We start from the raw sequence: 12887 nt of genomic DNA, 5'->3' as shown, positions 1-12887 counted from the left end.
CTCACAGGGGGTCGTACGCGTCGTACGCGTCGAGGAAATCGAAACCCGGTCCGGTCGTCGCGGTCGCCGGACCGGTGACGCGCGTAGCGAAATCGTCGCGGCGGTTCCCCTCCGTCAGCAGGACCCATACGGTGACCTCGCCGGCCGCGCCGTCGCGTACGCCCCAGTCCTGGGCGAGGGAGCTGATGATGTTCAGCCCGCGGCCGCCGCGTGCGGTGACCGAGGGCGTGGCCGGAACCGGCCGGGTGGGACCACCCCCGTCCGTCACCTCGACCGTCAGCGCGCCGCTCGCGTCGACGCGCCAGGCGGCGAGGACGTCCCCGTCCCCGACCTCCCGTCGGCCCAGCGGCCTGCCGTGCCGGCAGGAGTTGCTGAGCAGCTCCGATAGGACGAGTACGGCGTCGTCGACGACCGATTCGGACACCCCGCCGCGACGCAGTTCCCGCCGCATCCGGTGTCGCGCTTCCCCCACGCCCGCAGGGCCATGGGGTACGGCCATGCTCGACGACGTGGGCACCTCCTGTGCCACCACCAACGCCACCCCCGAGACCTCCTTCGCCCCACGCCACGGTGTGGATGCCCCATTGGCCTGGACCGGAAACCGGCCAGTCCGCATACGGTGACGCATTCGGCACGCGCACCTACGGTCCGAACGCGCCGGAGCACTCCCCGTAACGGAAGTGGCCGCTGTTACAGGCGGCCGAGCTGGGACAGAACCTGCCGGGGGCGGTTGGTGATGATGGCCTCCACGCCGAGGGCCACGCACAGCTCGACGTCCCGCGGCTCGTCCACCGTCCAGACGTGGACGCGGTGGCCGGCGCGGTGGAGACGGGAGATGTACGCGGGGTTGTTGCGCAGGATCCGGATGGACGGCCCGGCGATCCGCGAACCGGCGGGCAGCCGCCCGTCGCGGACCCGGGGCGACAGGAACTGCATCAGGTACACGGTCGGGAGGGCGGGCGCGGCCGCCGCGATCCGGTGCAGCGAGCGGGCGGAGAAGCTCATGACCCGTACGGGGGAGGCCGCTCCCGGCCGGGGCTGGGTCAGCCCGAAGCGGCGGAGCAGCTCGATCAGCCGCTCCTCGACCTGGCCGGCCCACCGGGTGGGGTGCTTGGTCTCGATGGCGAGCTCGATGGGGCGGCCGGCGTCGGCGACCAGTTCCAGGAGCCGTTCGAGGGTGAGGACGGAGGTGAACTGGGGGTCGCGCCAGTCCGGGCTCTCCTCCATGTCCTTCCAGGCACCGAAGTCGAGGGCCGCGAGGTCGGCGAGCTCGAGGGCGGAGACGGCGCCGCGGCCGTTGGAGACGCGGTTGACGCGGCGGTCGTGGACGCAGACGAGGTGGCCGTCGGCGGTGAGCCGCACATCGCACTCGAGGGCGTCGGCGCCGTCCTCGATGGCCTTGATGTACGCGGCGAGCGTGTGCTCCGGCGCGTCCTCGGAGGCGCCTCGGTGAGCGACGACCTGGATCGGGGGTTGCTGCCGTGCGTGGGTCACCGCGTCATGGTGCCAGACACCGGGTGGGTGCCCGATTCGCCCTAAGTAAAGGAGGGGCGCGCAACACACAGCTCCGGCTTACAGTGGCCTGACGGCCTGTGGGAAAAGCTGACTGGAACCCTGCCGCAAGACGACGTGGAAACCGAGGAGACCGAGCTGTGAGCACCGAGAACGAGGGCACTGCGTCCACACCTCCCGTGCCGCCCTCCCCGCCCTCTCCGCCTTCCCCGTCCAAGCCCTCCGACCAGGCGCCCGCATCGCCCGCGCCGTCCGCGCCGTCCGCGTCGCCCACGACGGAGACCGCGGCGGTGCCGACGGCGCCCGCGGGCACCCCCGCCGCACCCGCGGAGACCACGGCCGTTCCGGCCGCGCCCGCGGGGGGTGCGCCCCTGCCCCCGCCGCCCCCCGCCCCTCCGGTCACGCCCGCCACCGGCGGCTGGGGCTCCCCGGTCCCGCCCGCCCCGGCCCCCGGCCACACCCACGGCCGCGGCCGCCGGGGCGGCCTGGTCGCGGCCGTGCTGGTGGCGGCCCTGGTGGCGGGCGGTGTCGGCGGCGGCATCGGCTACTGGGCGGCGGAGCGCAACGACAGCTCCATCTCCTCCACCACCGTCGCCGCCGGTGACGCGCCCGCCTTCAAGCGGGACCCGGGTACGGTCGCGGCGGTGGCGAACAAGGCGCTGCCGAGCGTCGTGACCATCGAGGCCAAGGCCGGCGGCTCGGAGGCCGAGGGCGGCACGGGCACCGGCTTCGTGTACGACAAGGAAGGCCACATCCTCACCAACAACCACGTGGTGGCGTCGGCTGCGGAGGGCGGCACCCTCTCCGCGACGTTCTCGAACGGCAAGAAGTACGACGCCGAGGTCGTCGGCCGCGCCCAGGGCTACGACGTGGCGGTCATCAAGCTCAAGAACGCCCCCTCCGGCCTGACCCCGCTCCCCCTCGGCAACTCCGACCAGGTCGCGGTCGGCGACTCGACGATCGCGATCGGCGCGCCCTTCGGCCTCTCCAACACGGTCACCACGGGCATCATCAGCGCCAAGAACCGCCCGGTCGCCTCCGGCGACGGCTCCAGCGGCAAGAACTCGTACATGAGCGCCCTGCAGACCGACGCCTCGATCAACCCCGGCAACTCCGGCGGCCCGCTCCTGGACGCGCGGGGCGCGGTGATCGGCATCAACTCCGCGATCCAGTCCCCGGGCAGCGGCGGCCTCGGCTCCTCCCAGGCGGGCTCGGTCGGCCTCGGCTTCGCGATCCCCGTCAACCAGGCCAAGAACGTTGCGGAGCAGCTCATCAAGACCGGCCGCCCGGTCTACCCGGTCATCGGCGCGACCGTGAACATGACGGAAGAGGGCGAGGGCGCCACCATCGCCGACCAGGGCGCCGGCGGCACCCCCGCGGTCACCCCGGGCGGCCCGGCGGCGAAGGCGGGCCTGAAGCCGGGCGACGTGATCACCAAGTTCGGCACCCGCGTGATCGACAGCGGCCCCACCCTGATCAGCGAGATCTGGACCCACAAGCCGGGCGACACGATCCCCCTGACGTACCAGCGCGCCGGCAAGGAAACCACGGTCCAGGTCACCCTCGGCGAACGCGAGGGCGACAGCTGACCCCCTTGCACCTCACCACCGAGCCCCCGTCAGCCGGTAGTCTGTAGCCCGCTCCACAGCCGCTCCCGGGCGGCTGGGGCGGAGCATGGTGGGTTGCCCGAGCGGCCTAAGGGAACGGTCTTGAAAACCGTCGTGGCAGCGATGTCACCGTGGGTTCAAATCCCACACCCACCGCCAGCTCAGAGATGTAGCAGGTCAGAGGGCGGGCCCCCACCGAGGGGGCCCGCCCTCTGCGTTCACCCTGTCTCACCCTGGCGCACCCATATCCCGGTCCTGACCAGTGCGTGTGGGCCAACTGCGGGCGAGGATCCGCCCCTACTCCTCCGCCTGAAGAGCCTCCCGACCGGAGCATGTCGAAGGCATGGGGCTTGTTGCCCCCTCCGACCCGGCCGGCCGCGGTGGCGGTTTCCGCGTGCCCTACGACACGGGATACGAGATCGACCACATGCGGGAAGAGCTGTTCGCGAGAACGTCCGGTTCTCCCGCTCCCTGCTCGAAGAGCGGGGGCGGCTTCTCATCTACCCGGAGCAGCGGTTCGTGATCAAGGAGCCGATTCCTGCTGAAGTGCTGGCGTCGTACGAGCGCCTTCGCGCGATGGGCTTCACAAGCCGGGTCGTTGCTGAAAGTGCCGACCTCACCTGACCTTGCTACCGCAGCTGCGCCAAGCAAATTGGCACCACATCTGGCGCCCCCTGGCGAACCATGGCGAATGGTAAGTGCGTCGCGCAACACCAGGTAGGTTGCGAAGAGTTCAGCTTCCCTCTCTCCAGCGAGCGCCTGCCTGACCGAGGCAGGGGGTCCAGCGCACTGGGCCAAATCGGAGGAAGGGAGCTGGTACCTGTGGCTAAGCCGAGAAAGAGAGACAGGCGCCGCAAGCGTCGAACCCGGTGTGACTGGGTTCAGCTTGCGGGAGTCTGCCTCAGTACGGCAGCCGCCATCGCGGGATGCGTCGAGAAAATCCTGTGACGCAGTGTGAGAGCCGGACGGAGTTGGGCGTGAGCCCGACCGCTACTTGATCGGCCGGGCTCACATACCCGCGCGCGAGCCTGGCTCCGGATGCACCCGGGCCAGGCTTCGTGCTTCGCGCGGGCAGTCTCAAGTACTCCACACGGCGCCCTGCGGCGCTGCACACTGTACCCACCCGGAACAGCTCAAACCACGTTTGTGCAGGTCAGCGGCCCGCCTCCTCGGAGGCTGAAGCGGTGGCGCCCCCGTGGCTAACCGTGGCGCCCCGTGGCGATTTTCCGTGTTATCGCAGGTGGCTGCGCCTCATGGGTAGCGAAGGGTGGCGAATACCACGCGTTGCTGATGTCCAGCCGCACGTTGTCCAGGGCGCGGGAGGCTGACCTCGTCACCGCTGAAGAACGGCGCTGCCGGGGCTCTGTGGGCCATACGTGCGCCAGCATGGTTGCAGGGGAGGCCCGGATCAGCTCCAGTGCAGGTCGACGGCTTCCGGGAGCGGAAGAGACGGCGCTCTTGAAAACCATCGAGGCAGCGATGTCACCGTGGGTTCAAATCCCACACCCACCGCAGCGGTCCGGAGAAGAACCTTTGGAGGGCGGACCCCGGTGAGGGGTCCGCCCTCCGTGTTTCCGGAGGCCGCCCGTGCCTAGGATGCCCGTCGAGGCGGAGCCGTAGCGCAGAGGTCGTCGCGCGCGGTCTCCAAAACCGCGAGGACGCCGGTTCGAATCCGGCCGGTTCCGCTTCTCGTTCCGGCCGTCGCGGCGGCCGGACTTCCCCAGCCCTGGGAGCCGACCATGTCGGCCACAAAAGGCGCGCGCTCCGGCCGGAAGTGATGTTTCGGTCGCATGGAGCCTCTTGCGCGGGTGCCGCAACCACGCGTGTTCGGCCAGTTCCCCGGCGTTTATCCGTCCTTGGCATGATCGCGCGGAGCCGTAGTGTCTCCGGTATGGGATCTCGGTCGCTCCAGTTACAAGGACAGAGGGACGTCCAAGTGCCCCGCCCGCGAGGCGCGCTGGAGACGGCGGCTCCCACGGTCGGTGCACCTCGAGAAGCCCGCGATGTTTCCGTTGCCCCGAGGCGGCCGGGTTCGGCGCGAGGCGCCCTGCTGGTGCTGCTGTGTTTCCTCGCGTGCTGCGGTCTGGGGCTGCAGTCCTGGGCGGCGCTGCGGGTGACCGGGTTCGACCTCGGCATCTTCGACCAGGCGGTGCGCGCGTACGCGCACTTCGACATGCCCAGGTCCCCGATCAAGAGCGTGCACCATGAGTTCCCGCCCGACTTCTCGCTCCTGGGTGATCACTTCACCCCGGCCCTGGCCTTGTTGGCGCCCCTGTACTGGGTGTGGGACGACCCGCGTGTGCTCATCCTCGCCCAGGCCGGGCTCTTCGCCGCCGGTGTGCCCGTGGTCCGCCGGATCGCCCGGCACTGCTTCGCGGAGGCCGCACCGCGGGTGGTGCGGAGGGCGGCCGATCTCGGTGGGCTGGTGTACGCGCTGGGATGGCCGCTGCTGAACTCCTCGTACACCGGGTTCCACGAGGTGGCGTTCGCGGTGCCGTTCACCCTCCTGATGCTGGAGCGGGGTGTGGCCCGCAGGTACGGCGCCGCGGCCTTCTGGGCGGTCCTGCTGTGTACGACGAAGGAGGACATGGGGCTGGTCGCCGGAGCGTTCGGCCTTGTCCTGGCGGTACGAGCCCACCGCTCGGGCGACCGTACGGGCCGGGCCGTGGGGGCGGCGCTGGCGGTGGCCGGGCCCTTGGTCTCCGCCGTCGTCATCGTCTGGTTCCTGCCCGCCATGGGCGGTCCGCCCGGCTATTACTGGTCCTACGGCCGCCTCGGACCGGATCCGGGCGCCGCTCTGGCCCATGTCCTGACCCAGCCGTGGGTGCTCCTCCAGGTCGCCGTCACGCCCACCATCAAGATCGCCATGCTGGCTTGGATCCTGGGAACCCTGGCCCTGCTGCCGCTCGGTTCGCCCACGTTCCTGCTCGCCCTGCCCCTGCTGGCGGAGCGGATGCTGTCCGATAATCCGAACCACTGGCCGGTGATCAACCACTATGACGCCTTCCTGTGGCCGATCCTCGTTACGGCCGCCCTGGAAACCGTCGCCCGTCGGCACCGGAAGGGCCCGCAACGCCCCGCGTTACGGTGGTCGGCGGTCGCGGCTGTCCTCCTGAGCTCGACGGCCGCCCTCACTCTGGGGCTGCGCCTCCTCCTGGACCCGGCATCCTGGCGCCCCACCTCGGACAAGCGCGCTCTCGCCGCGGCCGCCGAACTCATCCCGGACGGCGTGACCGTGGAAGCGGACAACACCGTCGCCCCCCGCCTCACCGCGCGCACGGAGGTCGTCATCGTCGACGCGGCTCCGCGCGGCGCCGACTGGGTACTGCTGCGCGTGGACGACCGGACCTTCCCCTTCGCCACGATCTCGGAGCAGCGGCAACGCGTCGCCCTGCTGCTGAATCACGGCTACGGGGAAGTCCTTCGCCGGGACGGAGTGGTTCTGCTGCACCGCGTACAGCGGATTCCCGTCCCGGGCATGCGATTGCCGGGGCCCGGTAGCGCTCCGGTCCGCGAACTGGTGCCTTCCGACATAGGTGCCGACCTCTTCCGGAGATGATCTCCGATGGAGAGCCACGACGGACGCGTTCCGCCAGGGTGGCCGGGAAGACACCCTGACCATCGGCCTGCCGGCCTCCACCCACAGGAGGTGGGTTCCGGCGCGGCCCTACAACTTGAGGCGGAGCCCGGGTCGGGACCTGCGGGCGATCCTGTGGGGTAGTGGCCGAACCTAGCGTGGACCCATGACCGCGACCGCCGGCACCGTCTGTACCGGAGCCTCCACCGCCGCCACCGGATACCCGTCGTTCTCCTCGTACGTACGGGCCCGGGGCCCCGTGCTGCTGCGCACCGCGCGGTCGCTGACCGCCAACCCGAACGACGCCGAGGACCTGCTGCAGACCGCGCTCACCAAGACGTACGTCGCGTGGGAGCGCATCGAGGACCACCGCGCCCTCGACGGGTACGTGCGCCGCGCCCTCATCAACACCCGTACCTCGCAGTGGCGCAAGCGCCGCGTCGAGGAGTTCGTCTGCGACGAGCTGCCGGAGCCGCACGGGCTGCCCGAGCCCGACCCGGCCGAGCAGCAGGCGCTGCGCGACGCGATGTGGCGCGCGGTGGTGAAGCTGCCCGACCGCCAGCGGGCGATGGTGGTGCTCCGGTACTACGAGGACCTCAGCGAGGCGCAGACGGCGGAGGTGCTCGGGGTGTCGGTGGGCACCGTCAAGAGCGCCGTCTCGCGGGCGCTGGGCAAGCTCCGCGAGGACCCGGAGCTGTCGCCCGTAAGGTGACCCCGCGACTTCCGTCGGCCCGTCTACTCCCGGGTAGTGACATACCGCGTGGTATGTGCGCAGAATCTGCACACCCTTAACGCCACGTTGCGCCCAACGGGAGGACGCCGTGCTGAGCACCATGCAGGACGTACCGCTGACGGTGACCCGCATCCTGCACCACGGGATGACGATCCACGGGACGTCGCAGATCACCACCTGGACCGGCGACCCAACCGCGCCGCACCGCCGCAGCTTCGCGGAGGCCGGGGCGCGCGCCGCCCGGCTCGCGGGCGCCCTGCGGGACGAGCTCGGCGTCACGGGCGACGAGCGGGTTGCCACCCTCATGTGGAACAACTCCGAGCACATCGAGGCATACCTGGCGATCCCGTCCATGGGTGCCGTCCTCCACACCCTCAACCTGCGCCTGCCCGCCGAGCAGCTGATCTGGATCGTCAACCACGCCGAAGACCGCGTCGTCATCGTCAACGGCAGCCTCCTCCCGCTCCTCGCCCCGCTGCTGCCGCACCTCCCCACCGTCGAGCACGTCGTCGTCTCCGGCCCCGGCGACCGCTCCCTCCTCGACGGCGCCGCGCCCCGGGTCCACGACTACGAGGAGCTGATCGCGGACCGCCCCGACACCTTCGACTGGCCCGAGCTGGACGAGCGGGCCGCCGCCGCCATGTGCTACACCTCCGGCACCACCGGCGACCCCAAGGGCGTGGTGTACTCCCACCGCTCCATCTACCTGCACTCCATGCAGGTCAACATGGCCGAGTCCATGGGGCTCACCGACAAGGACACGACCTTGGTCGTCGTGCCCCAGTTCCATGTGAACGCCTGGGGCCTGCCGCATGCCACCTTCATGACCGGCGTCAACATGCTGATGCCCGACCGCTTCCTGCAGCCCGCCCCGCTCGCCGAGATGATCGAGAGCGAGAGGCCCACGCACGCCGCTGCCGTCCCCACCATCTGGCAGGGCCTGCTCGCCGAGGTCACCGCCCGCCCCCGCGACCTCTCCTCCATGGCCCGCGTCACCATCGGCGGCGCCGCCTGCCCGCCCGCGCTCATGGAGGCGTACGACAAGCTGGGCGTACGCCTCTGTCACGCCTGGGGCATGACCGAGACCTCGCCCCTCGGCACCATGGCGAACCCGCCGGCCGGCCTCTCCGCCGAGGAGGAGTGGCCGTACCGCATCACCCAGGGCCGCTTCCCGGCCGGCGTCGAGGCCCGGCTCGTCGGCCCCGGCGGCGACCACCTGCCGTGGGACGGCGAGTCGGCGGGTGAACTGGAGGTACGCGGCCCCTGGATCGCGGGTGCGTACTACGGCGGCGCGAACGGCGAACCGCTGCGCCCGGAGGACAAGTTCAGCGCGGACGGCTGGCTGAAGACCGGCGACGTCGGGGTCATCAGCCCGGACGGCTTCCTCACGCTCACCGACCGCGCCAAGGACGTCATCAAGTCGGGCGGCGAGTGGATCTCGTCCGTCGCGCTGGAGAACGCCCTCATGGCCCATCCGGAGGTCGCGGAGGCGGCCGTCGTCGCCGTCCCGGACGAGAAGTGGGGCGAGCGCCCGCTGGCGACGGTGGTCCTGAAGGAGGGCGCGAGCGCGGACTACGCGGCGCTGCGCGCCTTCCTCGCCGACGAGATGGCGATCGCCAAGTGGCAGCTGCCGGAGCGGTGGGCGGTGGTCCCGGCGGTCCCGAAGACGAGCGTCGGGAAGTTCGACAAGAAGGTCATCCGCCGCCAGTACGCGGACGGGGAGCTGGACGTCACCCGGCTCTGAGGACCTGAATCGGGGCGCTCCCGCGTGGCGGGGGCGCCCCGACGCCAGGGTCCGCCCTAGTTCGTGCCGATCTTCGCCAGCAGGTCCACGATCCGCGACTGCACCTCGGGGCTCGTCGACCGCTCCGCGAGGAACAGCACCGTCTCGCCGGACGCCAGCTTCGGCAGCTCCGCCTCGTCCAGGCCGGCCGAGGTGTAGACGACGAGCGGGGTGCGGTTGAGCTGCCCGTTCGCGCGCAGCCAGTCGATGATCCCGGCGCGCCGGCGACGTACCTGCATCAGGTCCATCACCACGAGGTTCGGCCGCATCTGCGCGGCGAGCGTGACCGCGTCGGTGTCGGCGTCGGCCCGCGCGACCTGCATCCCGCGCCGCTCCAGCGCCGCCGTCAGCGCGAGCGCGATCTCCTCGTGTTGCTCGATCAGCAGCACGCGGGACGGGTGCTGCTCACTGTCGCGCGGAGCCAGGGCCTTGAGGAGTACGGCCGGATCGGCGCCGTACGCCGCCTCGCGGGTCGCCTGCCCGAGGCCCGCGGCGAGCAGCACCGGCACCTCGGCCGCCACCGCCGCCTGGCGCAGGGACTGGAGGGCCGTGCGCGTGATCGGCCCCGTCAGCGGGTCCACGAACAGCGCCGCCGGGAACGCGGCGATCTGCGCGTCGACCTCCTCGCGCGAGTGCACGATCACCGGCCGGTAGCCGCGCTCGCTCAGCGCCTCCTGCGTGGAGACGTCCGGCGCGGGCCAGACCAGCAGCCGGCGCGGGTTGTCCAGCGGCTCGGGCGGCAGCTCGTCGTCGACGGGCTGCGGGGCGGGCTGGTTGGCCACCTCCACCGCGCCACCGGGACCGTCGAGCGGCTCGGGGCCCTCGGCCGCGTTCGCGTCGGGCGCTCCTATCTCGTAGGCGCGGCCCTCGGCGGGCGGGGACAGCAGCGGCTGCGGCTGCGGCGGGGCCTGGGGCTGCGGCTGCGGGGGTACGGGGCGCTCGCCCTCCGCGGGCGGCGTGGCCAGCTTGCGGCGGCGTCCGGAGGGAGCGGCCGCGGCGGGCTGTGCGGGCGGCTGGGCCTGGGGCGGGACCGGCGGCTGGATCTGCTGCGCGAACGGCACGCCCTGCCCGAGCGTGCGCACGCTGAACGCGCGGCCCTGCGTCGAACTGCCCGTGTCGTCCGGTGCGGCACCGGCCGGCGTCTCCGGCGGCAGCGGTACGGAACCGGTCCCGGTCCCGGTCCCGGACCCGGTCCCGGTCCCGGCCCCGGACCCGGCTCCCGCGGTTGGGTCCTGCACCGCGCGGCGCCTGCCCGACGGCGCGGGCGCCGGGGGCTGCACCGGGTGCGGCTGCGGCGGCGTGTGATCGGCCTCCGGCTCCGGGCGTACGGCCTCGGCGCCGGCTGCGGCATCGCGGACCGCGTCGTGGCGGCCCTCGTCGTCGGCGCGGCGGTCCGCCTGGGCGGGCGGCAGCGCGAACGCCGTGCGCGCGCCCTCGGGCGGCGACGCCGGACGCTCCTGCGCGGTGCCGAGCGCCCGCCGGGCACGGCGCCCGGTCGGAGCGGGCTGCGGGGACTGCGGGTGCTGCGCGGGCGCGGGCAGGGCCGCGAGCCCCGCGGCCGGTACTGGCGACGCCGCGTCCACGGGCACACCCTGCGGCGGCACGGTCTGCCCGCGCGCCGCGCGCCCCTGGGCGCTCTCGGCGGCCGTCATGACCGCGCCCTCGGCCGGAGCCTCGGCCTCCGCCGGGCTCGGCTTCCCGCGCCGGCGCCCGGTCGGCGGCACGGCCACCGGGTCCTCGGCGCGCACCGGGCTCTCCAGGAACGCGTCCGTCGAAGCGCGCCGCGCCCGCCGCCGCCCGCCGCCGGACGTACCGCCGCCGGACGTACCGCCACCGGAGGTGTCGCCCGACTGCTGAGCAGGCAGGACGGGAGTGACGGGAGGAGCGGCAGCCGCCTTCAGCGCGGTCTGCCCGGTCTGCCCGGTCTGCGCGGTCTGCGTGGCCTCGGTGTCCGCGGTCCCGCCCTCCGGGGCCTCGCCCGCAGCCGGTTCGGGCCCCGCGATGGCCAGTGCCGACGAGGTGGGCTTCACGGCCCCGGCCCCGGCTCCCAGCGGCACCTCCAGTACGTACGCGTGCCCGCTCATGCCCGGCACGTCGTGCGGCTGCAGCACGCCGCCGTGCGCCCGTACGATCCCGCGCACGATCGGCTCGTGCACCGGGTCGCCCCCGGCGTACGGTCCGCGCACCTCGATGCGGACGACATCACCCCGCTGAGCGGCGGCGACGACGATCGTCGAGTCGACGTACCCGCCGCTCGCGCCCGGGGCGACCCGGGCCTTGCCGGTGGAGTCGACCCCGGCCACGTCCGCGATCAGGTGCGCGAGCGCCGTCGAGATCCGTACGCCGTCGACCTCGGCCTCGATGGGCGGCGCGTGCACGGCGAACTGCACGCGCCCGGGGCCGATGAGCTCCACCGCGCCCTCGACACCGGCCGCGACGATCGCGTCGAGGAGCGTCTTGTCCTTGCGCAGCTCCTCGTCGCCGACGTCCAGCCGCTGGTACCCCAGGACGTTGTCGACCAGGGTCGTCATCCGGGCGTACCCGGCGGCCAGGTGGTGCAGGATCTGGTTGGCCTCGGGCCACAGCTGCCCGGCCGGGTCGGCGGCGAGCGTGCCCAGTTCGGTCCGCAGTTCCTCCAGCGGCCCGCGCAGCGACTCGCCGAGCACGGCGGCCAGCTGGGCGTGCCGGGCGGCGAGCGCGGCGTACCGCTCCTCGCGCCGCTCGACCTCGACGGAGAGGCGCTCGCTGAGGTTGGCCATCTCGGTGGCGTGCTTCTCGGTCAGCTCGGTGACCTCGGCGGTGTGCTTCTCGACGAGCTCCTCGTACGGCCGCCGGTCGGTGAAGGTCATCACCGCGCCGACGAGCTGGTCCCCGTCCCGTACCGGCGCCGTCGTCAGGTCCACCGGCACCGGCGACCCGTCCTTCGCCCACACCACCTGGCCGCGCACCCGGTGCTTGCGCCCGGAGCGGAGCGTGTCGGCGAGGGGCGACTCGTCGTACGGGAAGGGCTCGCCGTCCGCACGCGAGTGCAGCATCAGCGGGTGCAACTCCTTGCCGCCCAGGTCGCTGGCGCGCCAGCCGAGGATCTGCGCGGCGGCCGGGTTGACGAGCACGATCCGCCCGTCGGTGTCCGTGCCGACGACGCCCTCGGACGCGGCGCGCAGGATCATCTCGGTCTGGCGCTGCGAACGGGCCAGCTCGGCCTCGGTGTCGACGGTCCCGGACAGGTCGCGGACGACGAGCATGAGCAGCTCGTCGCCGGTGTACGGCCGCGGGTTCGCGCCGTACGAGTCGTACGCCTCGCGCCCGTCCTCGAGGCTGGCGCTGGTGACCTCGACCGGGAACTCGCTCCCGTCCGTACGCCGCGCGATCATGCGGGCGGGCTTGGTCCGTCCGCGCGCGTCGGCGGCCTCGGGGCGGCGCATGGAGCCGGGGATGAGCCGGGAGTCGAAGGCCGGCAGCAGGTCCAGCAACCCGCGCCCCACCAGGGCGGTCCCCGGGGTCTCGAACATCTCCAGGGCGATGGTGTTGGCGTTGACGACCGTGCCGTTCGCGTTGACGAGCACAAGCCCGTCCGGCAGCGCGTCGAGTATGGCTGCGAGGCGAGCAGCGCCTCGGGATGGCCTGCTGCTCACGACGACGCTTCCTCCCACTGACCTACTGCCACCCCCCGGG

At 72.6% G+C, this 12887-nt stretch carries 7 protein-coding genes, 2 tRNA genes and 1 pseudogene; 7 read left to right on the top strand and 3 right to left on the bottom strand.

Annotated elements, in window-relative coordinates; translation table 11 throughout:
- Position 1: 1 nt before the first annotated feature.
- The gene (locus AB0A69_RS21260) at positions 2 to 628 is read right to left on the bottom strand and encodes an ATP-binding protein (RefSeq protein WP_361423991.1); all 627 of its coding nucleotides are present in this window, start codon (positions 626 to 628) and stop codon (positions 2 to 4) included.
- A gap of 62 nt (positions 629 to 690) precedes the next feature.
- Entirely contained in the window at positions 691 to 1494 is an 804-nt protein-coding gene (locus AB0A69_RS21255) for a glycerophosphodiester phosphodiesterase (RefSeq protein ID WP_361423988.1), read from the bottom strand.
- 158 nt (positions 1495 to 1652) lie between these two features.
- Between AB0A69_RS21255 and AB0A69_RS21250 the strand changes: the two genes are divergently transcribed.
- The 7 genes and pseudogenes from AB0A69_RS21250 (at position 1653) to AB0A69_RS21220 (ending at position 9173) form a co-directional block, all read left to right on the top strand.
- Entirely contained in the window at positions 1653 to 3101 is a 1449-nt protein-coding gene (locus AB0A69_RS21250; RefSeq protein WP_361423985.1) for a trypsin-like peptidase domain-containing protein, read from the top strand.
- Positions 3102 to 3188: 87 nt separating this feature from the next.
- Positions 3189 to 3278 (top strand) — tRNA-Ser (locus tag AB0A69_RS21245).
- 163 nt (positions 3279 to 3441) lie between these two features.
- Positions 3442 to 3570, top strand: a pseudogene (locus AB0A69_RS21240) (GntR family transcriptional regulator); the annotation flags it as partial.
- Between the two features lie 1159 nt (positions 3571 to 4729).
- Positions 4730 to 4804: transfer RNA gene (locus tag AB0A69_RS21235), tRNA-Trp, on the top strand.
- 368 nt (positions 4805 to 5172) lie between these two features.
- The gene (locus tag AB0A69_RS21230) at positions 5173 to 6678 is read left to right on the top strand and encodes a DUF2079 domain-containing protein (RefSeq protein ID WP_361423982.1); all 1506 of its coding nucleotides are present in this window, start codon (positions 5173 to 5175) and stop codon (positions 6676 to 6678) included.
- Positions 6679 to 6862: 184 nt separating this feature from the next.
- The gene (locus tag AB0A69_RS21225; RefSeq protein ID WP_361423979.1) at positions 6863 to 7408 is read left to right on the top strand and encodes a SigE family RNA polymerase sigma factor; all 546 of its coding nucleotides are present in this window, start codon (positions 6863 to 6865) and stop codon (positions 7406 to 7408) included.
- A gap of 109 nt (positions 7409 to 7517) precedes the next feature.
- A complete protein-coding gene (locus AB0A69_RS21220; protein ID WP_361423976.1) occupies positions 7518 to 9173 on the top strand; it encodes a long-chain fatty acid--CoA ligase in 1656 nt (551 codons plus the stop codon).
- Between the two features lie 56 nt (positions 9174 to 9229).
- On the opposite strand, the gene AB0A69_RS21215 is transcribed toward AB0A69_RS21220, so the two are convergent.
- Positions 9230 to 12847, bottom strand: a complete 3618-nt coding sequence (locus tag AB0A69_RS21215; protein ID WP_361423973.1) for a PAS domain-containing protein — start codon at positions 12845 to 12847, stop codon at positions 9230 to 9232.
- Positions 12848 to 12887 lie beyond the last annotated feature (40 nt).

It is taken from the genome of Streptomyces sp. NPDC045431 (assembly GCF_040646655.1).
GTDB lineage: Bacteria > Actinomycetota > Actinomycetes > Streptomycetales > Streptomycetaceae > Streptomyces.
The sequence above is the reverse complement of the archived record's forward strand: the minus strand, read 5'-3'. Positions and strand labels throughout refer to the sequence as shown.